At 73.3% G+C, this 25,337-nt stretch carries 25 protein-coding genes; 10 read left to right on the top strand and 15 right to left on the bottom strand.

Features of this window, described 5'->3' with window-relative positions:
- Nucleotides 1-161 precede the first annotated feature (161 nt).
- From ACZ4D5_RS15450 to ACZ4D5_RS15485, 8 genes are all read right to left on the bottom strand, one after another.
- A complete protein-coding gene (locus tag ACZ4D5_RS15450; protein ID WP_467772863.1) occupies nucleotides 162-329 on the bottom strand; it encodes a hypothetical protein in 168 nt (55 codons plus the stop codon).
- A 55-nt stretch (nucleotides 330-384) separates the two neighbouring features.
- Nucleotides 385-1,488, bottom strand: coding sequence for a proline racemase family protein (locus ACZ4D5_RS15455; protein ID WP_467772864.1), 1,104 nt, complete (start codon nucleotides 1,486-1,488; stop codon nucleotides 385-387).
- Nucleotides 1,489-1,667: 179 nt separating this feature from the next.
- A complete protein-coding gene (locus ACZ4D5_RS15460) occupies nucleotides 1,668-2,375 on the bottom strand; it encodes a hypothetical protein (RefSeq protein ID WP_467772865.1) in 708 nt (235 codons plus the stop codon).
- A gap of 236 nt (nucleotides 2,376-2,611) precedes the next feature.
- Entirely contained in the window at nucleotides 2,612-5,182 is a 2,571-nt protein-coding gene (locus tag ACZ4D5_RS15465) for an ABC transporter permease (RefSeq protein ID WP_467772866.1), read from the bottom strand.
- A gap of 80 nt (nucleotides 5,183-5,262) precedes the next feature.
- Nucleotides 5,263-6,015, bottom strand: a complete 753-nt coding sequence (locus tag ACZ4D5_RS15470; RefSeq protein WP_467773032.1) for an ABC transporter ATP-binding protein — start codon at nucleotides 6,013-6,015, stop codon at nucleotides 5,263-5,265.
- A gap of 154 nt (nucleotides 6,016-6,169) precedes the next feature.
- Nucleotides 6,170-7,426 carry a sensor histidine kinase gene (locus ACZ4D5_RS15475; RefSeq protein WP_467773033.1) on the bottom strand — a complete coding sequence of 419 codons (1,257 nt, stop codon included), beginning with the start codon at nucleotides 7,424-7,426 and terminating at the stop codon, nucleotides 6,170-6,172.
- Entirely contained in the window at nucleotides 7,423-8,166 is a 744-nt protein-coding gene (gene cseB / locus ACZ4D5_RS15480; RefSeq protein ID WP_467772867.1) for a two-component system response regulator CseB, read from the bottom strand. The genes ACZ4D5_RS15475 and cseB overlap by 4 nt, the downstream gene beginning before the upstream one ends.
- Nucleotides 8,167-8,280: 114 nt before the next feature.
- Nucleotides 8,281-8,664 carry a hypothetical protein gene (locus ACZ4D5_RS15485; RefSeq protein WP_467772868.1) on the bottom strand — a complete coding sequence of 128 codons (384 nt, stop codon included), beginning with the start codon at nucleotides 8,662-8,664 and terminating at the stop codon, nucleotides 8,281-8,283.
- Nucleotides 8,665-9,017: 353 nt separating this feature from the next.
- On the opposite strand from ACZ4D5_RS15485, the gene dhaK reads away from it, so the two are divergent.
- The 3 genes from dhaK to ACZ4D5_RS15500 are packed head-to-tail and all read left to right on the top strand — an operon-like array spanning nucleotide 9,018 to nucleotide 11,085.
- Nucleotides 9,018-10,010, top strand: coding sequence for a dihydroxyacetone kinase subunit DhaK (gene dhaK / locus ACZ4D5_RS15490; RefSeq protein ID WP_467772869.1), 993 nt, complete (start codon nucleotides 9,018-9,020; stop codon nucleotides 10,008-10,010).
- A gap of 48 nt (nucleotides 10,011-10,058) precedes the next feature.
- The gene (gene dhaL, locus ACZ4D5_RS15495) at nucleotides 10,059-10,682 is read left to right on the top strand and encodes a dihydroxyacetone kinase subunit DhaL (RefSeq protein ID WP_467772870.1); all 624 of its coding nucleotides are present in this window, start codon (nucleotides 10,059-10,061) and stop codon (nucleotides 10,680-10,682) included.
- Entirely contained in the window at nucleotides 10,675-11,085 is a 411-nt protein-coding gene (locus ACZ4D5_RS15500) for a PTS-dependent dihydroxyacetone kinase phosphotransferase subunit DhaM (protein WP_467772871.1), read from the top strand. Before dhaL ends, ACZ4D5_RS15500 begins: the two co-directional genes overlap by 8 nt.
- A gap of 20 nt (nucleotides 11,086-11,105) precedes the next feature.
- On the opposite strand, the gene ACZ4D5_RS15505 is transcribed toward ACZ4D5_RS15500, so the two are convergent.
- The gene (locus ACZ4D5_RS15505; RefSeq protein ID WP_467772872.1) at nucleotides 11,106-11,867 is read right to left on the bottom strand and encodes a glycoside hydrolase family 75 protein; all 762 of its coding nucleotides are present in this window, start codon (nucleotides 11,865-11,867) and stop codon (nucleotides 11,106-11,108) included.
- 190 nt (nucleotides 11,868-12,057) lie between these two features.
- Here ACZ4D5_RS15505 and ACZ4D5_RS15510 point away from each other — a divergent pair, with 190 nt between their 5' ends.
- The gene (locus ACZ4D5_RS15510) at nucleotides 12,058-13,044 is read left to right on the top strand and encodes a fibronectin type III domain-containing protein (protein WP_467772873.1); all 987 of its coding nucleotides are present in this window, start codon (nucleotides 12,058-12,060) and stop codon (nucleotides 13,042-13,044) included.
- Between the two features lie 3 nt (nucleotides 13,045-13,047).
- Here the strand turns inward: ACZ4D5_RS15510 and ACZ4D5_RS15515 are convergent, their stop codons facing one another.
- The gene (locus tag ACZ4D5_RS15515; protein WP_467772874.1) at nucleotides 13,048-13,620 is read right to left on the bottom strand and encodes a PadR family transcriptional regulator; all 573 of its coding nucleotides are present in this window, start codon (nucleotides 13,618-13,620) and stop codon (nucleotides 13,048-13,050) included.
- A 124-nt stretch (nucleotides 13,621-13,744) separates the two neighbouring features.
- Here ACZ4D5_RS15515 and ACZ4D5_RS15520 point away from each other — a divergent pair, with 124 nt between their 5' ends.
- From ACZ4D5_RS15520 to ACZ4D5_RS15535, 4 genes are all read left to right on the top strand, one after another.
- Nucleotides 13,745-14,173 (top strand): nuclear transport factor 2 family protein, encoded by a 429-nt coding sequence (locus ACZ4D5_RS15520; protein WP_467772875.1) that lies wholly within the window; start codon nucleotides 13,745-13,747, stop codon nucleotides 14,171-14,173.
- 188 nt (nucleotides 14,174-14,361) lie between these two features.
- The gene (locus ACZ4D5_RS15525; RefSeq protein WP_467772876.1) at nucleotides 14,362-14,865 is read left to right on the top strand and encodes a hypothetical protein; all 504 of its coding nucleotides are present in this window, start codon (nucleotides 14,362-14,364) and stop codon (nucleotides 14,863-14,865) included.
- Nucleotides 14,866-15,088: 223 nt separating this feature from the next.
- Nucleotides 15,089-15,862: a sugar phosphate isomerase/epimerase family protein gene (locus ACZ4D5_RS15530; RefSeq protein WP_467772877.1), complete on the top strand. Its 774-nt coding sequence runs from the start codon at nucleotides 15,089-15,091 to the stop codon at nucleotides 15,860-15,862.
- Nucleotides 15,863-15,875: 13 nt separating this feature from the next.
- Nucleotides 15,876-17,003, top strand: a complete 1,128-nt coding sequence (locus ACZ4D5_RS15535; RefSeq protein WP_467772878.1) for a Gfo/Idh/MocA family protein — start codon at nucleotides 15,876-15,878, stop codon at nucleotides 17,001-17,003.
- Between the two features lie 28 nt (nucleotides 17,004-17,031).
- Here the strand turns inward: ACZ4D5_RS15535 and ACZ4D5_RS15540 are convergent, their stop codons facing one another.
- Nucleotides 17,032-17,568: a PadR family transcriptional regulator gene (locus tag ACZ4D5_RS15540; RefSeq protein WP_467772879.1), complete on the bottom strand. Its 537-nt coding sequence runs from the start codon at nucleotides 17,566-17,568 to the stop codon at nucleotides 17,032-17,034.
- A gap of 54 nt (nucleotides 17,569-17,622) precedes the next feature.
- Complete coding sequence (locus ACZ4D5_RS15545) at nucleotides 17,623-19,644, bottom strand: oxidoreductase (protein ID WP_467772880.1); 2,022 nt, start codon at nucleotides 19,642-19,644, stop codon at nucleotides 17,623-17,625.
- A 215-nt stretch (nucleotides 19,645-19,859) separates the two neighbouring features.
- Here ACZ4D5_RS15545 and ACZ4D5_RS15550 point away from each other — a divergent pair, with 215 nt between their 5' ends.
- Nucleotides 19,860-20,357, top strand: coding sequence for a methylated-DNA--[protein]-cysteine S-methyltransferase (locus ACZ4D5_RS15550; protein ID WP_467772881.1), 498 nt, complete (start codon nucleotides 19,860-19,862; stop codon nucleotides 20,355-20,357).
- On the top strand, nucleotides 20,354-21,076 hold the full coding sequence (locus tag ACZ4D5_RS15555) for a 2OG-Fe(II) oxygenase (protein ID WP_467772882.1): 723 nt from the start codon (nucleotides 20,354-20,356) through the stop codon (nucleotides 21,074-21,076). The genes ACZ4D5_RS15550 and ACZ4D5_RS15555 overlap by 4 nt, the downstream gene beginning before the upstream one ends.
- Nucleotides 21,077-21,100: 24 nt before the next feature.
- Here ACZ4D5_RS15555 and ACZ4D5_RS15560 read toward each other — a convergent pair whose 3' ends face one another.
- The 3 genes from ACZ4D5_RS15560 to ACZ4D5_RS15570 form a co-directional block, all read right to left on the bottom strand.
- Complete coding sequence (locus ACZ4D5_RS15560) at nucleotides 21,101-21,775, bottom strand: alpha-ketoglutarate-dependent dioxygenase AlkB family protein (protein WP_467772883.1); 675 nt, start codon at nucleotides 21,773-21,775, stop codon at nucleotides 21,101-21,103.
- Between the two features lie 66 nt (nucleotides 21,776-21,841).
- Nucleotides 21,842-24,202, bottom strand: coding sequence for a phosphoketolase family protein (locus tag ACZ4D5_RS15565; protein WP_467772884.1), 2,361 nt, complete (start codon nucleotides 24,200-24,202; stop codon nucleotides 21,842-21,844).
- A gap of 63 nt (nucleotides 24,203-24,265) precedes the next feature.
- Nucleotides 24,266-25,183 (bottom strand): universal stress protein, encoded by a 918-nt coding sequence (locus ACZ4D5_RS15570; RefSeq protein WP_467772885.1) that lies wholly within the window; start codon nucleotides 25,181-25,183, stop codon nucleotides 24,266-24,268.
- Between the last annotated feature and the right edge of the window lie 154 nt (nucleotides 25,184-25,337).

The following is a 25,337-nucleotide window of genomic DNA, read 5'->3' on the forward strand; positions in this document are numbered from 1 at the left end:
CGGCACAGAACCGCTGTCGAGCGGCTCCGACGTGCACCGGGAGGAGACCAGGCCGTAATCACGCCGTGATCCTAACCCGATCTCGCGGACCCCGACATCCCGACCCACAAGAACACAGCGTGATCAAGCCACCCACGCACCCCCTCGTCACGTCACGCCCCTCAACTCCCCTTACCCGCAGGGCAGTCACCGGAGATACGAACACTCAGCCGAAGGCAGAGCCCGAGCACCTGACGCAGCAGCACCAGCTCGGCGGAGCCGAGCCCGCAGACCTTGGAGCAGGAGCCGGACACGCCACTGGAAGCCGTCTGCTTGACCGTGAGTTCCATGAGCCTCACCATACCCCTTGGGGGTATGCATGACTCAAGGGTGGGACTTCAGCGCTCAGAGCGGGAACCCCGTGCCGAGGGTGTCGTACGGGTCCAGGGCGAAGAGGTGCTCGCCGGTGCGGTGGGCGTTGCCCGTGACGTCGGTGACCAGGCCCTCCGCCGTGCTCGCCTCGGGCACGGCCCGCCCGGTGAACACCGTTCCCACGAGGGACTCGTGAGTCAGTGTCAGGCGGCTGTCCGCACCCAGGCGCCCCTCGTCGGCGAGCAGCGCGATCCGCGCCGAGGTGCCGGAGCCGCAGGGCGAGCGGTCGATCTGCCCGTCGGCGAACACCGTGACGTTGCGCTGGCGCGGCCCTTCGGGGGCGTCGGGGAGATCTTCGTGGAAGATCACGCCGTAGACGCCGGAGAGGAGGGGCCCGTCGGGATGCCGGGTGGCGGGGTGGGTGTCCAGGGCGGCTCGGATCTCCCTGCCCGCCGCGAGCAGCGCGGGCAGCGAGGCCCGGTCGACGGCCGCCCCCAGATCGCGCGCGGCGACCGAGGCGTAGCAGGCGCCGGCGTACGCGATGTCGACGTCCACCGCGCCGAGACCGGTGGTCACGGGCACCCGGCGGGCGGTGACCCGGGCCGGGACGTTGCGGAAGGTCACGCCGGTGGTGCGGCCCGCGGTGCGGTGCGCGGTCGCGGTGACGCGCCCCGACGGCACGTCGACGCGGACCTGGACCTCCCCATCGTCGCGGGCGGCGACGAGTCCGGAGTCGACCGCCCAGGCGCCGAGCGCCATCGTGCCGTGGCCGCAGGCGGTCGAGTAGCCGTCCTTGTGCCAGAACAGCACGCCCAGATGCGCCCCGTCGTCGTCCGGCGGGACGACGAATCCGCCGTACATGCCCGCATGCCCGCGCGGCTCCTGGACCAGGAACCTGCGTACGTCGTCGAGGGGCCCCGGGCGCGGAGCCGTGCCGGACCCACCGGGACCGATGACGGTGGCGCGCCGCTCGGCCACGCTGTCCCCGGGGAGTGGCGGCAGCCCGGCGGCCGCCGCGTCGACGATGCGGAAGGGTTCGCCTCCGGCGTGGTAGTCGACGGTGCGCACGGTCGTGACGGCGGGGGCGGCGGGGGCGGTGGTGCCGGTGGCGGCGGGGGTCGTCGCGGTGGTGCTCACAGCAGGAACCCTCCGGGAAAGGGGTCGTCCGGAGCGCTCGTGGAGCGGCGGCCGGAGTACTCGTGGAGCAGTAATATGTCACATTCCTCTTCTGTCGCCCAGTCAGGCCTCCGGCAAACCCCTTGCCGTGAGGGGGAGTTGGGCGGTCGCGGCGGAGCCAGGGGCCGCGGCCTCGCCCGTTACGACACGAACCCGCGGGTGATGTGCGTCCCCGCCCCGGCGTTCTCGGCGCGGTAGCCGGACTCCCCCACGCAGTCGCTGTACTCGTGGTTGGCCCGTGACGTGCCGGTGAGGCCGCCCGCGTCGGTGGAGGTGGGGCCGCCGAAGACGACGTCGGAGCGAGGCATCTCGGCGCAGCCGGGAATGCCCGCGTAGTACTCCACGAACCCGCCCTGGGAACCCCGCATGTTGCCGCTGCCCGCCGGCAGCGTCCAGGTCCCCAGGTGGGTCTCCTTGCCGCTGACCGTGTCCCGCGCCGTCCCGGTCCAGGTGTCGCTGCCGCCGCGCTCCACCGTGATGTCGTAGCGGTGGCCGTACACGGCGTCGAAGTCCACGGCACAGGTCACGCCCGGCCCTCCGTCCGCGCCCTCGTGGCAGAGCGGGTCGGAGGTCGTGGTCCCCGCGACGAAGCTGGAGAAGCGGGCGGACAGCCGCTCCTTTCCTCCGCTGTTCGCACGGGGCTGGAGTCCGGTGTACCCGACGTCCGGGGCGTTGGTGAAGCCGAACTGCTGGGCGAAGTAGATCCCGCTCCTGTGGGCGGTCGCGTGGTTCACGGTGATGGGGAAGGTGATGTCGGTCAGCCCGGCCGACGGGGCGCCCGCCACCTGCCAGCTCACCGAGACGTTGCCGCCTCCCACGTCCGCGGACGCGGCTTGCGACGTGACCATGACAAATCCTGCGGCCGCGGCGACCGCGGCGCATCGACGAAGGACCGGGAAGGACATGTGCCGTTCCTCTCTGGGGGGGGGTGCCTCAGGACCGGTTGTACGCATCCCGAAGGAGCCCCGCCATGGACGAACGCGCGGGCGGACTTGGACTCTTCACGACCGCCGCCGTCCACCGGCCGAAGCTCCGTCGAGCCCCCTCGGCGAGCCCGTCAGGGCCCACCGAGGGGGCTTGTGCCTCACACCTGCGCGACGGCCTCCAGCGGCTTCATCGCCGCCGCCCGGCGGGCCGGCAGCGCCGCGGCGACCACGCCGGCCGCCAAGGACCCCAGGCACACGGCGAGCAGCGTCCCCCAGGGCAGCGCGAACGCGTACTGCTCCACGGCCCCGCCCGCGAGCGCGCCGACCGCCCAGGCCCCGAACAGCCCGACCGCCAGGCCGAGAAGGGTGCCGAAGGCTGCGACGGTCACCGCCTCCGCGCGGATCATCCGCCGGATTCCGGCGCGGTCCATGCCGACGGCGCGCAGCATGCCGAGCTCACGGGTCCGCTCCGAGACCGACATGGCCAGGGTGTTCACGATGCCGAGCACGCTGATCACGGCGCCGATGGCGAGCAGCCCGTACATCAGCGTCAGCAGGTCGCCCATGGTGCCCGCGGCCTCGCGGACGAGCTCCTCGCGGTCCTGCACCGTGAGCAGCGGGCTCCTGCCCACGGCCGTACGCAGTCGCTCCTCGGTGGCCGCCGAGATCGATCCGTGGTCGGTGCGGACGAGGATCCTCTGGACCGAGCCCGGCATGAAGCTGTGCCGCTGGACCTCGCTGCGGGCACCCAGCGCGTCATGGGCGGTGGGGTTGTCCTCGTAGACGCCCACGACGGTGTACCGCGTGAAGTCCTCGTCCCCGCCCGCTCCCATACGGGCGTTGAGCTTGTCGCCCGTGCCCACTCCCTGTTCCCGGGCGACGGTGCTGGACAGGGCGATCCGGCCCGGCCCGAGGTCCTTGAGGGAGCCGCTGACGAAGTCGAGCTTCATGGTGGCGCCCGCGGTGCCGGGATCGACGCCGGTGAGGTCCCGCACCTTGCCGCCGGTGAACAGCGTGGTGTCCGTGACGGCGGCCGCGGTCCGTACCCCCGGGGTCTCGGCGACCCGGCGCACGGCGGCGGGGTCGACGCCGGTCGTGGTGGAGCGGGTGCCGATGACGTAGTCCGCGCCGAGGCCGGCCGCGGCCTGACGGTCGAGCGCCTGCCCGGTGGAGTGGCCGATGACGGCGAGCCCGGCGACCAGGGCCGTGCTGATCAGCAGGGTGGCGGCGGTGGCCGCCGTGCGCCGCGGGTCGCGCAGCGCGTTCTCCCGCGCGAGGCGTCCTGGGACGCCGAAGCGGTCCGTGAGGCGCCCGGTCAGCCGGATCACCGGGGAGGCGAGCAGCGGCGCGAGGACGATCACGGCGACGACGAGGAGGGCGCAGCCTGCCATCGCGCTCCGCAGGTTCTCCTCCGAGGCGTCCTTCGCCCCGGTGAGGGACACCAGCAGACCGGCGCCGAGCGCGAGCAGGACGCATCCCACCGCGCCACGGATCCTGGACCGGCCGGCGGAGGGCGGCTGTTCGGCCGTGCGCAGCGCCTCGATCGGCGCGATCCCGGCCGCCTTGCGGGACGGCAGCCACGCGGCGAGCACGGTGACGCCCACGCCCACGGCGAGCGCCGCCACGACGGGGCCCGGGCCGATCACCAGCGGCCCGTCGGGCTGCGGATCGGCGTCGGTGCCAAGGACGTCGGGCAGGACGGAGGCGACGCCGAGGCCGAGCAGGAACCCTGCCGCCGACGCGGCGAGGCCGACGAGGAGGGCCTCCAGGAGGACGGAGCGGACCACCTGGCGGCGCGAGGCGCCGATCGCCCGCAGCAGGGCGATCTCGCGGGTGCGCCGCGTCACGAGCATCGTGAAGGTGTTGATGATGAGGAACGAGCCGATGAACAGGGCGACTCCGGCGAAGACCGTCGCCGTCTTGGCGCTGCCCCGGGTCAGGGTGTCGACGAGGACGGACTGCTGCGCGGCCTGGGCGGTCCCGGTCGTGGCCTCGGCCCGGCCCGCCGGGAGCACCGCGGCGACGCGCTCGGCGAGCTCGGGCTCCGCGATGCCGGGCGCGGCGGACAGGTCGATCCCGGTGTAGTGCCCGGGGGACGCGAAGAGCCGCTGGGCCGTGGCCTTGTCGAACAGGACGAGGGTGCCGCCCGCGGTCACCCGGGTGTCCTGGGTGGAGACGATGCCCACGAGCCGCTTGGTCATGACCGGCCCTTCGGTGGCCACCGTGACCTTGTCACCGAGGCGGAAGCCGCCGGCGTCCGCGGTGCCGCCGTCCACGGCGATCTCGCCGCCGTCGCGCGGGGCGCGGCCCTCGAGCAGCGGGTAGCGGCTGTCCTTGCCGTCCTTGCCGGGTACGTACGCGGATCCCTGGTGCGCCCATGCGGCGTCGGCCCGCATCGGGGTGCCGTCCGCGTCGTTCAGGACGGCCGAGCCGTCGGCGGTCGGGCGCACGGCGGCGACGCCGGGCACCCCGGCGAGCTTCCTCGCGAGCGCGTCGTCGACCGCTCCGGCGCGTCGGTCGGGGGCGGTTCCCGCGGGAGGGGCCTTGGGGGTCACGGTGACGGCGATGTCCGCGAAGCTCTTCGACGCGGCGGCGCGCTGGGCGGCCGCGGCGGAGTCCATGAAGACGAGGGTGCCGGACACGAAGGCGACCCCCAGGCAGACCGCGAGGACGGTCATGACCAGGCGGGCCTTGTGCGCGATGACGTTGCGCAGGGCGGTACGGAACATGGGATGCGGGTCCTGGGGTGGTGGGCTCGATGGGTGCGGGCGGGCAGCCGGGACGGGGCTCGGCCGGCGCGGGCGGCGGGTCAGCTCGTGCGCGCCGCGGCGTCGTACTCCTTCATCCGGTCCAGGACCCGGTCCGGCGTGGGCCTCGCCATCTCGTCGACCAGGCGGCCGTCGGAGAGGAAGACGACGCGGTCGGCGTAGCCGGCGGCGACCGGGTCGTGGGTGACCATGACCACCGTCTGGTCCAACTCCCGTACCGAGTCGCGCAGGAAGCCGAGGACTTCGGCGCCCGCTCGGGAGTCGAGGTTGCCGGTCGGCTCGTCGCCGAAGACGATCGCGGGGCGCGAGACCAGGGCGCGGGCCACGGCGACGCGCTGCTGCTGCCCGCCGGACAGCTGTGCGGGCCGGTGGCCGAGGCGCTGGGAGAGGCCGACCATGGACACCACGTGGTCGAGCCACTGCCGGTCGGGGCGGCGCCCCGCGATGGTCAGCGGCAGCGTGATGTTCTCCAGGGCGGTCAGCGTCGGCAGCAGGTTGAACGCCTGGAAGACGAAGCCGATCCGGTCGCGGCGCAGCGCGGTGAGCCGCCGGTCGTCGAGCGTGCCCAGCTCGGTGGTACCGATGCGCACGGAACCGGAGCTGAAGGAGTCGAGGCCCGCGGCGCAGTGCATCAGGGTGGACTTGCCGCAGCCGGAGGGGCCCATGATCGCGGTGAACTCGCCCTCCCGGAAGGCGAGGCTGACGCGGTCCAGGGCCACGACGCGGGTGTCGCCGCTGCCGTAGACCTTCGAGAGGTCGGTCACGGCGGCCGCGATACCGCTCGGGCGCGGCATGAACGTGTCCAGGGGTGGGGCGGTCACGAGGACTCCTCTTCGGGTGCGGACGGTGCACACCAAAGGTGTCCGCAGGAGGTATCGGGACCTCGGCTGCGATGTATCGGCCGCCGCTTCGCCTCGTATCGGTTCCGCGTACGCGGCTGCCGACCCGTCAGTCCGGCAGCCGCACGGTGGCGACCGCGCCGCCGTCCAGTGCGTTGTCCAGGCGCAGTTCGGCGCCGAGGAGCCGGGCCTGGCCCAGGGCGATGGTCAGCCCGAGGCCGTGCCCCGAGCCGCGCTCCTTCGCGCCCGTGTGGAACCGGCGCGGTCCCTCGCGCAGCAGGTCCTGGGGGTAGCCGGGGCCGTGGTCGCGTACGACGACCGTCGCGCCCTCGACGGTGACCCGTACCGGAGCGGTCCCGTGCCGATGGGCGTTGACGACGAGGTTGCCGACGATCCGTTCGAGACGGCGCGGGTCGGTCTCCACCACCCGCGCGTCGGTGGCGGTGACGTCGGTGTCGAGCCCGGTGCGCGCCACGGCCTCGGAGACGACCGCGTCGAGCGGGACCCGGGCGTGGGCCGGCTGTTCGGCGCCCGCGTCGAGGCGGGAGATCTCCAGGAGGTCCTCGACCAGGCCGCGCAGGTCGCGCACCCGGGCCCGCAGCAGGTCCTCGGTCTCGCCGGGCGGCAGCAGGTCGGCGGCGGCGAGCAGGCCGCCGACGGGGGTCCGCAGCTCATGGGCCACGTCCGCGGTGAACTGGCGCTCGGTGCGCAGCCGTCGGCCGAGGCTGTCCGCCATGAGGTCGACGGTGGCGGCGATCTCGGCCACCTCGTCGCGCCCCTTGGTGGGACCGGTCCGCGCGTCCAGGTCCCCGGCGGAGATCCGCTCCGCGGTCTGCGACACCTGCCGCAGCCTGCGGCCGAGCAGCCCGGCGCCGTAGACCGCGAGCGGCACGGCCGCCGCGAGGGCGGCGAGCGAGGCGACCGCCATGGTCGCGTCGAGCCTGCGCAGCGTGGAGCGCATCGGGCCCGCGTTGAGCGACACGGCGAGGACCTGGCTGCCCGGCCCGGCGACCCGCTGGGCGGCCCAGGCGGTCGGGCCCACCCCGTACCTGTCGACGGAGTCGTCGTAGGCGGTGTGCCGTTCGCCGTCGGACGGGTCGCGCAGCGTGGCGGGCAGGTCGGCGGGGTCGAGTTCGGCGCCGCCGACGAGGGTGCCGGTGCGCCGGTAGACGTCCATGGCCTCGTACAGCGTGTTCGTCACCTGCATCTCGGCCCGGGAGCGGATGTCGGACGCGGTCCACACGTGCACCATGACGCCCACCGCGAGGGCGACCAGGCAGGCCGTGGTCGCGGCCAGTGCGGCGATCTTCCAGCGCAGGGGCACACGGACCTGCCGCGGCCGGGGCGGGCGTCGCACCGGCCTCAGCGCCTGAACTTGTAGCCGAAGCCGCGGACCGTCTCGATCCGGTCGCGGCCCAGCTTCTTGCGCAGCCGCTGCACGCACAGGTCCACGACGCGGCTGTCGCCGTCCCAGCCGTAGTCCCACACGTCCCGCAGCAGGGTGTGCCGCTCCAGCACGACACCCGGGCGTGCGGCGAGCGCGAGGAGCAGCTTCAACTCGGTCGGGGTCAGGGCCACCGGGCTTCCGGAGAGGGACACCTCCATGCCGCCGGTGTCGATGGTCAGGTCGCCGAAGACCAGCACGTCCGCGTCGGCCGCCCGCGTCCCGTCGGCCGTGTCCCGTCCGGGGCCCGGGGCGGGCGCGTAGGAGGCCCGCCGCAGCAGCGAACGGATACGGGCCACGAGCACTCCGGTCTCCACGGGCTTGACCACGTAGTCGTCCGCGCCCGCCTCCAGGCCGGCGACGACGTCGACCCCGTCGCCGCGGGCGGACATCATCAGGACGGGCACCAGGCTGGTCTCCCGGACCCTGCGGCACAGGCCGATCCCGTCGAGGCCGGGCAGCATCACGTCCAGGATCAGCAGGTCGAAGCGCTCGTCACGGAAGAGGTCGAGACCCGCGAGCCCGTCGGCCGCGGTCCTCATCTCGTATCCGTACCGTTCGAGGGCGACGCCGAAGGCCCGGCGCATCAGGTCGTCGTCCTCCACCAGCAGCACGCGCACGGGCCGCGGGGAGGCCGGATCCGGTTCGAGGTCGCCTTCCATGCGAAGGAACGATATGCCAGACATCGCACGAGGCAGCGCAGCCAATGAGGGACGGGGCACCCTCTGATGGGCAACAGAGCGCTCCTCGATACTCGCCCGATACAAACCCCGGCGTCAGCCCTCCGTGGTGTAGTAGCGGTAGAACAGCGAGACGGCCGTGCACGCGGCGATGATCAGCCCCAGGACCGCGGACCACAGGACGCTGGTGTTGGCGAGGCTGTGCAGATAGCCGACGGCGAGGCCCGCGAAGGCGCCCCAGGCGGCCGCCCGCAGCCCGCGGGGCAGGCGGGGCGCGAGGATCCGCCGCAGCGTGTAGTACGCGACGGCGACGACGACGCCGGTCACGACGCCCAGGAGCACGTCCCCGCCGGAGACCGCCTCTCCACGGCGCTGGATGTTGGTCGCCCACAGGCCATAGGCCAGGCCGAGCAGGACGGGGCCCGCCCAGTGGACGGAGCCGAGGTGGACGGTCGGGCGCGTGGGCGCGGAGACTGCCATGGCGGAGGTCCCTTCTTCACTGATCCCCGCCTTCCAGAGCACATCGCCCACAGCCGTACGGCAACTCGAGACCCCGTGCGCCCCGGCACGCGCCAGGCCCGCCACGGCCCGCCGGGTCCGTCACGTCGCGCACGGTCCGCCCGCGCGCCTTCGCCGTCGGCCATCCGCTCGGGCCGCTCGTCCTCGGCCCGCTCTGCGACACCGTCGGCCGCAGGACCATGATCAGCGGGACCCGTCCAGGATCCGGGGCGCGGGCCGCTGCCACGACCCCCTGCGCCGAACGACGGCACGCCTCGATACTGGCCTCAGGTTCGCACGGCTCAGCAGTTCACCTGTCTCAGCAGGAGGTACCGATGAGGATGCTGATCAATGTCGCCGAGACCGTCGTCACCGACGCGCTGCGCGGGATGGCCGCCGCCCATCCCGAGTTGACGATCGACGTCGAGAACCGCGTGATCGTCCGCAGGGACGCCCCCGTCGAGGGGAAGGTCGCCCTCGTGTCGGGCGGCGGGTCCGGGCACGAGCCGCTGCACGGCGGGTTCGTGGGGCCCGGCATGCTGTCGGCCGCCTGTCCCGGGGAGGTCTTCACCTCGCCCGTGCCGGACCAGATGGTGCGGGCCGCGGCCGCCGTGGACAGCGGTGCGGGCGTGCTGTTCGTCGTGAAGAACTACACGGGCGACGTCCTCAACTTCGACATGGCCGCGGAGCTCGCCGAGGACGAGGGCGTCCAGGTGGCCAAGGTGCTCGTCGACGACGACGTGGCGGTGACCGACAGCCTCTACACCGCAGGGCGGCGCGGCACCGGCGCCACGCTCTTCGTGGAGAAGATCGCGGGGGCCGCCGCCGACGCGGGCATGCCGTTGGAGCGGGTCGAGGCCGTCGCGCGGCGGGTCAACGAGAACTCCCGCAGCTTCGGCGTCGCGCTCAGCGCGTGCAGTACGCCCGCCAAGGGCAGCCCGACCTTCGAACTTCCCTCCGGAGAGCTGGAGTTGGGCATCGGCATCCACGGCGAGCCGGGGCGTGAGCGTCGCCCCATGATGACCGCGCGTGAGATCGCCGACTTCGCCGTGAACGCCGTGGTGGACGACCTCCGGCCGCGCAATCCGGTGCTCCTGCTCGTCAACGGCATGGGGGCCACTCCCCTGTTGGAGCTGTACGGCTTCAACGCCGAGGTCGAGCGGGCCCTCGCCGAGCGCGGCGTCGCCGTGGCACGCACCCTCGTCGGCAACTACGTGACGTCACTGGACATGGCGGGAGCCTCCGTGACGCTGTGTCAGATCGACGAGGAGACACTGAGGTTGTGGGACGCGCCGGTCCGCACGCCCGCGCTGCGCTGGGGAACCTGAGGCCCTGTCCGGTACGCGATCACATCACCGCCGACGCAAGGAGACCCCGTGCTCGACGCCCCTTTCTTCCGTCGCTGGCTGACGGCCGCCGCGGCGGCCGTCGACCGTGAGGCGGACCGGCTCACGGAGCTGGACTCGCCCATCGGAGACGCCGACCACGGCAGCAATCTGCGGCGCGGCTTCACCGCCGTCGTGACCGCGCTGGAGAAGGAGGAACCCGACACGCCGGGGGCCGTCCTGACGCTGGCGGGGCGGCAGTTGATCTCGACGGTCGGCGGGGCGTCGGGCCCGCTGTACGGCACGCTGCTGCGCCGCACCGGCAAGGCGCTCGGCGACGCCCGCGAGGTCGGCGAGGCGGAGTTCGCCGAGGCCCTGCGCGCCGGAGTCGACGCGGTGGCCGCGCTCGGCGGCGCGGCGCCCGGCGACAAGACGATGCTGGACGCGCTCGTCCCCGGCATCGACGCGCTCCCCGGCTCCTTCGGCGCGGCACGGGAGGCCGCGCTCCACGGCGCCCTCGCCACCGTCCCCCTGCAGGCCCGCAAGGGCCGCGCGAGCTATCTGGGCGAGCGCAGCGTCGGGCACCAGGACCCCGGCGCGACCTCCTCGGCCCTGCTCTTCGAGGCGCTCGCCGAGACCGCGGAGCGCGCCGCGCGGGAGGACGGCCATGGCTGACGGCCAGTTGGTCGGCATCGTCCTCGTGTCGCACAGCGGCCCCGTCGCCGAAGCCGTGGCCGCCCTCGCCACGGGGCTCGCCGGCGGCGGCGACACCGCGCCCGTGGCGGCCGCGGGCGGCACCGAGGACGGCGGGCTCGGCACGAGCGCCGGGCTGATCTCGGCGGCCGCCGCGCGGGTCGACCGCGGCGCGGGCGTCGCCCTGCTCACCGACCTCGGCAGCGCGGTCCTCACCGTGAAGGCGCTGCTCGCCGAGGGCGACGAACTCCCGGACGGCGCACGCCTGGTGGACGCCCCGTTCGTGGAGGGCGCGGTGGCGGCCGTGGTCACCGCGTCGGCCGGAGCCGACCTCGCCGCCGTGGAGGCGGCGGCCGAAGAGGCGTACACCTACCGGAAGGTGTGAGCCCTCCCGAGGAAGGGGCGCTAGTTCCGTCGCACGAACTGCCGGGCCAGCGCGTCGCCCCGCGCGACCGCGGCCCGGTGGCTCTCGATCGGCTTCGCCCCGGGTCCCTTGAAGAGGATGTACGTGACGCCGGATCCCGTGCCGCCCGTCTTCGGGTCGGGCCGGATGCCGAGCGCCTTGGCGGTCGCGTAGGACGCCTCTCCGACGAGGTCGGTGGGCCCGGTGTCGCCGACCACGGCGTACTGGACCCTGCCGCGGTGGATCACGGCGGCGACGGTGCCGCCGGTGACCCCGTGCTCGGCGTGGTTCCAGCGGCGGCTCGGGCCCGGCACGACGACGTAGGGCAGGCGTTCCGCGTTCAGCTGGCGGCCGTCGGACTGCTGGAAGGCCGTGGCGTGGAAGAAGAGTGGGTCGGTGCGGCGGCTGCAGGCCTTGGTCGGCTGCCCGTCGCAGTCGATGTCCATGTCGGCCTTCCAGAAGACCGCGCCCCGCGCCCCGCACACGGGCACCGTGGCGCGGGCGCCGTCGTCGGTGCGGAACCTGCCGTGGGAGATCTGCTTGCAGGACCGCGTCGCGGCCAGCAGGTCGGCGGCCCGCACCGAGCCCTCCCCGACCGGAGCCGCCACTGAACCAGCCCTGCCCTCCGGCGCTGAACCCACCCTGCTCTCCGGCGACTTGGCGACCGGTTCGACCATCGGCGGCTGCGCCGCGGCAGGGTACGAGGCAGGGGCGAGGAGAGCGGCTCCGGCAGCGGTGGCCAGGGCCACCGTTCTGGTACGCACGTGAAGAAACCCTTCGTAGGGGACGACTGACGGCTTGTAGGCCAGATATCCCAATCTGTGCCCGGTCGTACCCGCCGTCCACTGTTCAGGGCCCGTACGGCGCACGCCCCACCTCTTGATGTGCCCCCGTCACCCGTGTCAAATAGGTCCGGACCAATGCCGTCGAGTGGAAGGCAGCGCCGTGCGCCGGATGCCCCACCTGTCCACCCCCGTGGCCCTGCTGGCCGCCACGGCCGCGACCACGGCCGTGCTCGGCGGCTGCGCGTGGGGCGGCGGGGACAGCAAGGACACCAGGCCCCCGGCGGCGCCCCGGGGCCTGACCGTGCAGGCGGGCAGCGCCACCACCGCGCACGTCATGTGGAACCAGGCCACCGACGACACCGAGGTCACCGGCTACGAGGTGTACCGGAACGCCGAGAAGGTCAAGGAAGTGCCGGGCGCGGAGCACATGGTGGACGTCGTCGGCCTCAAGCCGTCCACCACGTACACCTTCACCGTGCGCGCCCGCGACGCCGAGGGGAACGTCAGCGAGGACAGCAGGAAGCTCTCGGTCACCACACCCGCCGCGGCCGCCGCCGACCACAGGCCACCGACCCGGCCCGCGGACCTGAAGGGCGAGGCCGAGGGCAGCCGGGCGGCGATGCTCTCGTGGCGCAAGTCGTCGGACAACAGGGGCGTGGCCTCGTACGAGATCTTCCAGGGCGGCTCGAAGATCCACAGCGTGGGCGGGCAGCAGACCGCGACGCTGGTCACGGGGCTGCGGCCCGGCACCGACTACACCTTCACGGTCAAGGCGCGCGACGCCGCCGACAACTTCTCGCCCGCGAGCGCCGAGGTCCGCGTCACGACCGCGGCGGGCAAGGACTCCGGGCGCGGCACGGCACCCACCGGCTTCCGCGCGAGGACGCACAGCAAGGACGGGGCGTACTACATCGACCTGTCCTGGACGCCGCCGCGCACCGGCGGCGCGGTGACGGAGTATCAGATCCAGCTGGACGGCCGCACCGCCACCTCGCTCGTCTTCGGCGGCACGGCACCGCAGGACGAGGCCGAGCACAGCTTCTACATCGGCAGGCAGTCCGGCGAGCGGCACCGCGTGCGGATCCGCCCCAAGCTGCCGGACGGGACCTGGGGCGGCTACTCCCCCGAGCGGACGGTGACCACCGGCCGCCCCTGAGGCTCAGCCGCGCCGGTCCGCGGCGGCGGCCCGCTCGCTCAGCAGCTCCGCCGCGCGCCGGCACCAGTCGCGGGACTCGCGCTCGAAGGCGAGCCCGCGCAGACACGTCAGATAGGGGCCGACGCGCTCGCCGGTGCGCAGGAAGTCGCCCTCGTCGGCGCCGCCGCGCAGCTTCACGAGGAGCTTCTCCAGGACCTCGATCTTCGCGTCGGCGACCGCGGCGCGCTCCGTGAGCTGCTCGATCACAGGACCGGCGGCGACGCCGTCCACGGCCTGCACCTTCACCAGCAGGTCGTCGCGGATGAAGGACGGCTTCGCGGCGCGGGCGGCGAAGCGCTCCATCTCGGCGAGGCCCTCGTCGGTGACCGTGAAAAGGCGCTTGTTCGGGCGCCCCTCCTGGACCACCTCCCGCCCCGCGACCAGACCTTCGGACTCCAGCTTGGCCAGCTCGGCGTAGAGCTGCTGGGGCAGCGCGTGCCAGAAGTTGGCCACACCGATGTCGAAGCCCTTGGCCAGCTGATAGCCGCTGTACTCACCGTCCAGCAGTGCCGCGAGCACCGCGTGCCGCAGAGCCATCGCCCGACTCCCCTTCCCTTGCGCCGCCTCGTACCCCCATCATAGTCATCGATCTGACTACTCAGATTCTTGACTATGAAGACCACGGAGACGCGGCCCTCCGCCGCGCCACTCGGGAGGAACCATGACGCACCCCACCGCCGCACGCTTCCGCACCGCCGTCGAGCAGGGCGACCTCGACGCCCTGGAGGAGCTGTTCACCCCGGACATCCGCTTCTACAGCCCGGTGAAGTTCACGCCCTTCGAGGGCCGGCCGATGGTGCTCGGGCTCTTCGGCGTCCTGCTGCGGACGTTCGAGGACTTCCGGTACGTCGGTTCGTACGCGGGACGGGCACGCACGAGCGCCGACGGCAGCGAGGCGGAGTCGGACGTCCTGCTCTTCCGTACGACGGTGAACGGCAAGGAGATCCACGGCATCGACCTGCTGCACTTCGACGAGGACGACCGGATCAAGGAGTTCACCGTGATGGTGCGCCCGCAGTCCGCGGTCCTGACGCTCGGTCAGGCGGTGCACGACGGGCTCGTCGCGGCCGGCCTCGTCCCCGCCCCCTGACGCACGCGAGGTGACGGTCAATCAGGTCTCCGCTGCGCCGGACGATGGATTCCGTCACCTGCCCGGCGGTCGTCCGCATGCGGGACCCCGCGCGGGCACGTTGGCTCTTCGTCAGGTAGCACGGGCGTTCCCCGATTCTCGGCGGCGCATGGGTTGTACCGCCTCCCGTGCCACCGGAGGGCAGACTCATGCGTACTACTCAGATATGTGTCCGTGCCGGCCTGACGACGGCCATCGCCGCGCTGCCGCTGGTCCTTGGTGCTCCATCGGCGTTCGCGGGCGGCGGGATCAGCGTGACCGCCACCGGTTCGACCGTGCAGGCCACCACCGCCGCGTGCGTCAACGGCGGCACGGCGTCGCTGATGGGCGGCGCCGACGCCAGCTTCGCCGGCGGCCGGCAGACCGAGCTCGCGAACGGCAGCGCCACTTGGCGGAACGTCAGCGCCGGCACCTACACCGTGCTCGTCATGTGCCAGGACAAGTCGGAGGTCGGACCTCAGACCGTCACCGTCGGCACCACGCCGACGGCTTCCTCCACGACGGCGCCCTCGCGCGGCGTCCGCGGCGGACTCGGGGGCGGAACCGAGGACCGGGGCACGCTCACCCTCGTCGGCGGCGGGGCCCTGGTGGCCGCGGCCGCGGGCGGCGGCTTCTGGTACCTGCGGCGCCGCGGCGCCGCGGGCCGGACCTGATCCCGGGCACCGGCGACAAGAGCACCACCACTGCCGCCCATCCGCCGTCACGGCGGGTGGGCGGCAGTGTCGTGCGGCCGGTGGGCGGCAGTGTCGCGCGGCACCACCTGAACCACTGGACGCACCGAGCGCACCGAACGCACCGGTGAACACTCCAGGCACTCTTGTCCCACCGCACCGAACCGACTTACCGTCCTTCCAGCCGACAGGGAAGGGCGCGCCCATGACACGACCGCTCAGCGTTCAGCTCTACAGCGTGCGCGAGCAGTTCACCGCCGACCGGGAGGGGACACTGCGCCGCCTCGCCGGTCTGGGGTACGGCGCGGTGGAGGCGTACGACGTCCTGGGCGACCCAGAGGGGCTGCGGCGGATCGCCCGCGACCTCGGGCTCATCGTGTCCGGCACGCACGCCGTCCAGCTCCTCGACCCCGAGCCGGGACCCGTCCTCGACGCGGTGGCCGCGCTCGGCACCGACCTCGCGATCGTCCCCGCGGGCATCCCGCCCGAGGAGTTCACCTCCCACGACGGGCTCGCACGGACCGCGGAGCGGCTCAACTCCCTTGCGGAGCGGGCAGATCGGCACGGCATCCGCATCGGCTACCACAACCACTGGTGGGAGATCGAGCCCCGGTTCGACGACGGGGACGGCCGGGGCGGCGCCCGCCATGCCGTCGAGGTCCTCGCCGAGCTCCTGGACCCCGCCGTGTTCCTGGAGGTCGACACCTACTGGGCGGCGGTCGCGGGCGCCCAGGTGCCCGGGCTGCTGGGCCGCCTCGGCGACCGTGTGCGGGCCCTGCACCTCAAGGACGGGCCCGGCACCAAGGAGGACGCGAACGTGGCGGTCGGCGGCGGCACCATGCCGGTGCCGGAGATCCTCGCCGCCGCGCCGGACGCCTGGCGGATCGTCGAGTTCGACTCCTGCGCGGGCTCCGCGGACACCCTCTTCGACGAGCTCGCGGCGAGCCGCACCTACCTCACTTCCTTGGAGACGGCATGAGTTCGGAGGCGGCATGAGTACGGAAGCGGAAGCCACTGCGGGATCCGGTCCCGTCGGCGTCGCCGTCGTCGGCGCGGGCGTCATCAGCGCCCAGTACCTGCGTACGCTCAGCGGCTTCCCGGACGTCCGGGTCGTGGCCGTCGCCGACATCGACGAGGCGCGGGCGGCCGCCGTGGCCCGCGCCCACGGCATACCGATGTCGGGCGGTCCCGCGGCGGTGCTCGCCCTGCCCGACGTCGAACTCGTCGTCAACCTCACCGTGCCCGCCGCGCACGCGGAGGTGGCGACGGCCGCGCTGCGCGCCGGGAAGCACGTCTACGGCGAGAAGCCCATCGCGCTCGCCCCCGCCGAGGCGGAGAAGCTGCTGGCCGAGGCGTCGGAGCGGGGCCTGCTCGTGGGCAACGCCCCGGACACGTTCCTCGGCGCGGGCCTGCAGTCGGCGCTGCGGACCGTGGCGGCAGGGCACATCGGCGCCCCGGTGGCGGTGACGACCGTGACGCAGGGCCTGGGCCCCGAGGCCTGGCACCCCGACCCGGCGTTCTTCTACCAGCCGGGCGCGGGACCGCTCTTCGACCTCGGCCCCTACTATCTGACCTCCCTCGTCGCCCTGTTCGGCGGTGTGTCGCAGGTGGCCGCGACGGCCGCACGCGCGCGCGTGCGGCGCACCGTCGGATCCGGCCCCAAGGCGGGGCTCACCTTCCCCGTCGACGTGCCGACGCATGTCTCGGCGCTCGTCGAGTTCGCCTCCGGGGTGCGGGCCGAGTCGACGTTCAGCTTCGACTCCGCGCTCCCCCGCGTCCGCTTCGAGATCACCGGGACCGAGGGCACCCTCGCGGTGCCCGACCCGAACACGTTCACCGGGCCGCTGAAGCTGCTGCCGAGCGGCGAGGCGGAATGGCGTGAACTTCCGGTGCGGGGGCGGACCGACGGGCGCGGCCTCGGCGTGGTCGACATGGCGCGTGCCCTGCGCGGCGGCGGCGCCCACCGGGCGTCCGGCGCGCTCGCCCTGCACGTCCTGCAGACCATGACGGCCATCGAGCACTCGGCCCGGCACTCGGAGTTCGTCCCGCTCACCGCGGAGTTCGTGACCCCGCAGCCGCTGCCGGTGGCATGGGATCCGACGGAGGCGACGCTCGGCTGAGCCCCACCCGCGGCCAGGGGGACACCGGCTAGTCCGGGGCCTCGAGCTCCTCGATCGCCCGTGTGAGCCACTGCGTCCAGAACGTCTCCAGGTCGATGCCCGCCCGCAGCACCACATGCCGCAGGCGGTCCTCGACGGCGTCCTTCCCGGGCGGGAAGTCGCGCCGCTCGATCTCCTCGTACTCGGCCAACTGGCGCCGATGCAGGGCGAGATGGCGGTGCAGGTCCTCCTGGATCCCCTCCGTGCCGACCACCGCCGCGGCGCGCAGCCGCAGCAGGAGGGGGTCGCGCGGCGGCCTGGGGTCCTGGCTCGCGGCCGTCCAGCGGGCCAGTTCGGCGCGGCCCGCGGGCAGGACCTCGTACTCCTTCTTCTGTCCGCGCGTCGCGCCCTGCCGGGGCAGCGCGCGGATCGCCCCCTCGCGCTCCAGTTTGCCCAACTCGCGGTAGATCTGCTGGTGCGTGGCCGACCAGAAGTAGCCGATCGACTTGTCGAACCTGCGGGTCAGTTCCAAGCCCGACGACGGCTTCTCCAGGAGGGCGGTGAGGATCGCGTGCGGGAGTGACATGGGGGCAATCCTAGGGACAGGGCGCCCGGCACGCGGTGGTGCCGGGCGCCGGTCTCACAGGGCGGCCGCCAGCTCCGTGCCCTGCTTGATGGCGCGCTTGGCGTCCAGTTCGGCGGCGACGTCCGCGCCCCCGATGAGGTGGGCGTCGACCCCGGCCGCGACGAGCTCCTCGTACAGGCCGCGGCGCGGTTCCTGCCCGGAGCACAGGACGACGGTGTCGACCGGGATGACCGAGGACTCGCCGTCGACGGTGATGTGCAGGCCCGCGTCGTCGATGAGGTCGTACTGCGCGCCCGCGACCATCGTGACGCCGCGGTGGCGCAGTTCGGTGCGGTGGATCCAGCCCGTCGTCTTGCCGAGCCCCTGGCCGACCTTGGACGTCTTGCGCTGCAGCAGGTGGACGGTGCGCGGCGGCTTCGGCCGCCGCGGCGCGGTCAGGCCGCCGCGGCCCCGGTAGTCCATGTCGACGCCCCACTGCCGGAAGTACGTCGCCGCATCCAGGCTCGCCTTGTCCCCGCCGTCGGTCAGGAACTCGGCGACGTCGAAGCCGATGCCGCCCGCGCCGATGATCGCGACGCGCTCGCCCACGGGCGCTTCGTCGCGCAGCACGTCGAGGTAGCCGACGACGCTGGGGTGGTCGATGCCGGGGATCTCGGGGGTGCGGGGCGTGACGCCGGTGGCGACGACCACCTCGTCGTACGCCGCTCCCTTGAGCGCTTCGGCGGTGACGACGGTGTTCAACTCGACGCGCACGCCGCGCAGTTCGAGCTGGGTGCGGAAGTAGCGCAGGGTCTCGTCGAACTCCTCCTTGCCCGGGACCCTGCGGGCGACGTTGAGCTGACCGCCGATCTCGGACGCGGCGTCGTAGAGCGTGACGTCGTGGCCGCGCTCGGCCGCCGAGACGGCGAAGGCGAGCCCGGCGGGGCCCGCGCCGACGACGGCCACGCGCTTCCTGGTGCGGGTGGGCGAGAGCACGAGCTCGGTCTCGTGGCAGGCGCGCGGGTTCACCAGGCAGGAGGTGATCTGCAGGTTGAAGGTGTGGTCCAGGCAGGCCTGGTTGCAGCCGATGCAGGTGTTGATGGCGTCCGCCTGCTCGGCCTTCGCCTTGGCGACGAAGTCGGGGTCGGCGAGCAGCGGGCGGGCCAGGGACACCATGTCGGCGGCGCCGTCGGCCAGCAACTGCTCGGCGATCTCCGGGGTGTTGATGCGGTTGGTGGTGACGAGCGGGACGGAGACCTCGCCCATGACCTTCTTCGTGACGAAGGTGTAGGCGCCGCGCGGCACCGACGTCGCGATGGTGGGGATGCGGGCCTCGTGCCAGCCGATGCCGGTGTTGATGAGGGTGGCGCCCGCGGCCTCGATCTCCTTGGCGAGGTGCACGACCTCTTCCAGGGTGGAGCCGCCGGGGACCAGGTCCAGCATGGAGAGGCGGTAGATGATGATGAAGTCCGCGCCGACGCGCTCGCGGGTGCGGCGGACGATCTCGACGGGGAAGCGGATGCGGTTCTCGTAGGCGCCGCCCCAGCGGTCGGTTCGCTGGTTGGTGGGGGCCGCGATGAACTCGTTGATCAGGTAGCCCTCGGAGCCCATGATCTCGACGCCGTCGTACCCGGCGAGCTTGGCCAGCTCGGCGGCGCGCACGAAGTCCTCGATGGTCTGCTCGACCTCGTCGTCCTCCAGGGCGCGCGGCACGAAGGGGCTGATGGGCGCCTGCAGGGCGCTCGGCGCGACCAGCTTGTCGTGGTAGGCGTACCGCCCGAAGTGGAGGATCTGCATCGCGATCTTCCCGCCCTCGGCGTGCACGGCCGCGGTGATGCCGGCGTGCTCCTTGGCCTCCGCCTCGGTGGTGAGCTTGGCGCCGCCGTCCCAGGGGCGGCCGAGCTCGTTCGGGGCGATGCCGCCGGTGACGATGAGGCCGACGCCGCCGCGCGCGCGGGTCGCGTAGAACTCCGCCATGCGCTCGAAGCCGTTCGGCGCCTCTTCGAGGCCCACGTGCATGGAGCCCATCAGGACCCGGTTGGGCAGGGTCGTGAAGCCCAGGTCGAGCGGGTTCAGCAGGTTCGGGTATCGGCTCATGCGGCCCCTCCGTACGCGATGTCCACAGGACAGTTGTAGACCAGGCCGAAGCCGTTGTGCAACTAGTTGCATAAAGCGTGAGCGGAGTCTCCCGCCGTGCCGGTGGACGGCGGCGCGGAGCTCAGCGCGATGTCCGAATCCCGCCAGCCGCGCCCTCGCGCGAGACGCAGAATTGAGGCAGCAACCAAACGCTTGGATCGCTTGAGGAGAGTCCGATGACCGTCTGCACGACGATCGACAGCCCGCTGGGCGAGCTGCTGCTGGTGGGCGAGGAGTCGGCCACCGCCAAGGGCGGCACCGCGCTGGCCTCGCTCTCCATGCCGGGCCAGAAGGGCGGCGCCGTCGTCCGGGACGGCTGGGTCCGCGACGACGGGGCGTTCGAGGCGATCACCGCGCAGCTGCGCGCCTACTTCGCCGGGAGCCTCACCGCATTCGACATCGAGTACGCCGCCGGGAGCGGCACCGCGTTCCAGCGCAAGGTCTGGGACGCCCTCGACTCGGTCCCCTACGGCACCACGACCACCTACGGGCGGCTCGCCGAGCGGCTCGGACTCTCCCGGGCCACGGTCCGCGCCCTGGGCACCGCCATCGGCCGCAACCCGCTGCTCGTCGTGCGCCCCTGCCACCGGGTGATCGGCGCCGACGGCTCCCTGACCGGGTACGCGGGCGGCCTGGAGCGCAAGCAACGGCTCCTGGACCTGGAGGCGGCATGAGCACCACCACGCGGGCACGGCGCGCGGCGGTCGACGCGGCGGACTGGACGGCGCTGGCCGCCGAGCTCGACGCGCACGGCTGCGCGCTCACGCCCCGTCTGATCGACCCGGCCGAGTGCCGCGAGATCGCGGGGCTGTACGGCGACGACGCGCTGTTCCGCTCCACCGTCGACATGGCACGGCACCGCTTCGGCTCCGGCCAGTACCGCTACTTCACGCATGACCTCCCCCGCCCGGTCGCGGAGTTGCGCGCCGCCCTCTACCCGCGCCTGCTGACCGTGGCCCGCGACTGGGCGGCCCGCCTGGGCCGTCCCGCACCCTGGCCGGACTCCCTGGAGGAGTGGTTGGAGCAGTGCCACGCGGCGGGCCAGGCCAGGTCCGCGCAGATCCTGCTGCGCTACGAGGAGGGCGACTGGAACGCCCTGCACCGCGACCTGTTCGGGGACATGGTCTTCCCGCTCCAGGTCGTCATCGGCCTGGACGAGCCGGGCACCGACTACACGGGCGGCGAGTTCCTGCTGGTCGAGCAGCGGCCACGGGCCCAGTCGCGGGGCACGTCGACGGTCCTGCGGCAGGGCCACGGCCTGATCTTCACCACCCGCGACCGCCCGGTCCGCTCCGCGCGCGGCTGGTCGGCGGGGCCTGTGCGGCACGGGGTGAGCACGGTGCGCTCGGGGCTGCGCAGGTCGCTGGGCCTGGTCTTCCACGACGCCGCCTAGCCCACCGCTGCCGCCGCGCTCCCCTCACGCGCCGTCGATCAGACCGCTGACCCGCAGCGTGATGTTCAGCCGCCCCGTGAGACCGAGCTCGGGCGGAGCGGTGTCCGGCAGCACCCGCGGCACCCCGTGGAAGGCCAGCCGCGAGGCACCGCCGAAGACCACGAGGTCGCCGCTGCGCAGCTCGACGTCCGTGTACGGCTTCGCGCGCGTCCGCGTGTTGCCGAAGCGGAAGACGCAGGTGTCCCCGAGGCTCAGGGACACCACGGGCGCACCGGACTTCTCGTCGCTGTCGCGGTGCATGCCCATGCGGGCGCCGGCGTCGTAGAAGTTGACGAGCGCGATGTCGTACGCGAGGTCGTCGAGGTCGTCATCCTCCGCTCCCCCGTACCCGGCCGCTTCGGCCGCCGTGCGCCCGAGATCCGCGAGCCAGGGCGGCATCGGCTTCACCGGGGCGCCGTCGCCGTCGACCGCGCTGCGCGCATACCCGTACGGATACCAGTGCCAGCCCAGGCCGAACTGCCGGGCGGTCATGGCGCCACCGCCCGGTGTCCTGACGAGGCGCAGCCCGGCGGGCGGCCTCGCCCACTCCCGGCAGGCGGCGAGCAGCCGCCGCTGCGCCCCGGGCGTCAGCCAGTCCGGCACGTGCACCGCGCCGGGGCCGAGCGCGGAGCGGGTCCGCGGAAACAGCTCGTCGGCCACTGCCCTGCGCGCCCTTCGCTCGTCCCACCTCTCCTCACACCGTGCCACAGGGGTCCGACAACGGCCTCAGTAGGGCCAGGCCCACGCGGCGACCTCGGGCAGGTCCGTGCCGTGCTCGCGGATCCAGGCGTGGTGGCGGGTGCGGGCGTCGGCCATCGCCTGGCGCACGGCCGTGGCGCGGACGGCGAGGCCGGGGACCCGGTCGACGACGTCCATGACGAGGCGGTACCGGTCCAGATCGTTGCGGACCACCATGTCGAACGGCGTGGTCGTCGTGCCCGCCTCCTTGTAGCCGCGTACATGGAGGTGGGGGTGGCCCGCGCGGCGGTAGGCGAGGCGGTGGATCAGCCACGGATAGCCGTGATACGCGAAGATCACCGGCCGCTCGCGGGTGAAGAGGGCGTCGTACTCGAAGTCGGCCATGCCGTGCGGGTGTTCCTCGCGCGGCATCAGACGGGCGATGTCGACGACGTTGACCACCCGGACGGCGAGTTCGGGCAGGTGCTCGCGCAACAGCCCCGCCGCGGCGAGGACTTCCTGGGTGGGCACGTCGCCCGCGCACGCCAGGACCACGTCGGGGTCACGCGAGCCGTCGTCCGTCCCCGCCCACTCCCACACGCCCGCGCCGCGCGCGCAGTGGGCCCGCGCCTCGTCCAGGGAGAGCCAGTCGAAACAGGGCTGCTTCCCCGCCACGACGACGTTCACGTGGTCGCGGCTGTGCAGGACGTGCTCGGTCACCGACAGCAGGGTGTTGGCGTCCGGCGGCAGATAGACGCGTACGACATCCGGGCTCTTGTTGAGCACGTGGTCCACGAAGCCGGGGTCCTGGTGCGAGAAGCCGTTGTGGTCCTGGCGCCACACGTGCGACGTCAGCAGGTAGTTGAGGGACGGCACGGGCGCGCGCCAGGGCAGCGAGCGGGCGGTCTTCAGCCACTTGATGTGCTGGTTGACCATCGAGTCGATGATGTGCACGAACGCCTCGTAACAGGAGAACAGTCCGTGCCTGCCGGTCAGGGTGTAGCCCTCCAGCCAGCCCTGGCAGAGGTGTTCGGACAGGACCTCCATGACGCGGCCCTCGCGCGAGAGGTGCTCGTCCGTGTCGAGGGTCTGGTCCTGCCAGGCCTTCCCGGTGACGTCGAAGAGCGCGCCGAGCCGGTTGGACTCGGTCTCGTCCGGGCCCATGACGCGGAAGTCCCTGCGCCGCGCGGTGTCGGCCATGACCTGGGCGAGCAGCCCGCCCGCGACCCTCGTCGGCTCGTGCAGGGTCGTGCCCGGCTTGTCGACGGGGACGGCGAAGCGCTCCAGCGGCGGCACGGGGAGCGGGCGGGTGAAGACACCGCCGTTGGCGTACGGGGTCGAGCCGAGACGGCGGCGCCCTTCCGGGACGCAGGCCAGGACCTGCCGGCTCGGGCCGCCGTGCGCGTCGAAGAGCTCGTGCGGGCGGTAGGACCGCAGCCAGTCCTCCAGCTGGGCCAGGTGGTCCGGATTGTCGCGCACTCCGGCGAGCGGGACCTGGTGCGCGCGCCAGGTGCCCTCGACCTGCCGGCCGTCCACGGTCGCGGGCCCGGTCCAGCCCTTGGGCGTGCGCAGCACGATCATCGGCCGGCGGGGGCGGCTGTGCGCGCCGCCGCCGCGGGCGGCCTTCCGGAGGGCGGCGATGCGGTCGAGCGCCTGGTCCATGGCCTTGGCCATCGCCAGGTGGACCCGGCGCGGATCGTCGCCGCTCACGTACAGCGGCTCGTGCCCGAACCCCTTGAGCAGCGCGTCGAGTTCGGCCTCGGGCAGCCGGGCGAGCAGCGTCGGGTTGGCGATCTTGTAGCCGTTGAGGTGGAGGATCGGCAGGACCGCGCCGTCGTGCGCGGGGTCGTGGAACTTGTTGGCGTGCCAGGAGGCGGCCAGCGGTCCCGTCTCGGCCTCGCCGTCGCCGATCACGCAGGCCACGAGGAGGTCGGGGTTGTCGAACGCGGCACCGTAGGCGTGCGCGAGGGAGTAGCCGAGCTCGCCGCCCTCGTGGATCGATCCCGGCGTCTCGGGAGCGACGTGGCTGGGCACGCCGCCGGGGAACGAGAACTGCCGGAACAGCTTGGCCATGCCTTCCACGTCACGGCTGACATCGGGGTACGTCTCGCTGTACGAGCCCTCCAGCCAGGCGTTGGCGAGCACGGCGGGGCCGCCGTGCCCCGGCCCCCAGACGCACAGGGCGTCCTGCCCGCGCTCCTTGACGACGCGGTTGAGGTGGGTGTGGACGAGGTTGAGGCCGGGCGACGTGCCCCAGTGGCCGAGCAGCCGCGGTTTGATGTGCTCGGGCCGCAGCGGCTCGGTCAGCAGCGGGTTGTCCATCAGGTAGATCTGGCCGACGGCCAGGTAGTTGGCGGCACGCCAGTGGGCGTCGAGTGCCGCGAGGTGCTCCTTCGACGGAGGTGCCATGGAATCTCCTCGGTCTGCTCTCAAGGGGCGGGGGTGCCGCACGGGTTCCACGGGAGGCGCGGGTCAGTCGTGCGGGACGACGGCCACCGGGCACGCCGCGTGGTGCAGCACCGCGTGGTTGACGGGGCCGAGCTGCATGCCGAGGTGCCCCTTGCGGCGGCGTGCCCCGACCACGAGCAGCTCGGAGGTGCGGGCGGCGTCGAGCAGCGCGGTGCGGGCGTGCCCCTCCAACACGTCGCGGCGCACCATGAGGGTGCGGTGGGCCCGGAGGGGTTCGCGCAGGGCCTCGTCCAACTCCTCCTGGGCCCGCGCCTGATGGGGGTCGGGGAGCGCGGCGGCCCGTGGCCGGTCGGGCACCTCGTGCGCCGGGCACCGCCAGGTCCGCACGGCGCGCAGGGCGATCCCGCGCCGCTCCGCCGCGTCGCAGGCGAAGGCCACCGCCGCGGCGGACTCCTCGGGGTCACCGACTCCCACGGTGACCTCGGCGACGGGGCGTGCCGCGTCGGTGCCCCGTACGGATTCGGGGTCCGGCGCCGCTTCGGCGCCCCCTGCGGACTCGCCGTCCCGTACGACGACGACCGGCGACGCGGAGTGCGCCGCCACCGACAGGCTCACCGACCCCAGCAGCAGCCCGGCGAACTGCCCCCTCCCCCGGCTCCCGACGACGACCGCGCCCGCCTGCCGGCTCTCGCGGATCAGCGCCGCCGCGGGATCCTCGGGCAGGACGGCGCCGGTCACCTCGGCTCCGGGCGCACGGCGGCGGGCGTGCTCCAAGGCCCCGGCGACCACGTGGTCCGCCGCGGCACGCACGGACTCCCCACCGATCCCGAAGGACGGTTCGTGCCCCTCGTACCACTCCCAGCTCGACGCGTACACGACGCGCAGCGGCGCCTTTCGCCGCACGGCCTCGTCGACGGCCCAGTCAAGGGCCCGCAGACTCGCCGGCGAGCCGTCGGCACCCACGATCAGAGGGAGCTCCACGGTTCCTCGTCTCCTTTCCGTTTTCCGTGCCACACCGTTCCCGGATGTCCGCTGTTCCTGAACTGTGCGCTGGTCCCGAATTGTCTGCCGTTCCTGAACTGTCCGCTCGTTTCCGCGCTGTCCGTCGCTCTTCGACGCTGCCATCCCGCGAGCG

The organism is Streptomyces sp. NPDC025651 (assembly GCF_055558735.1).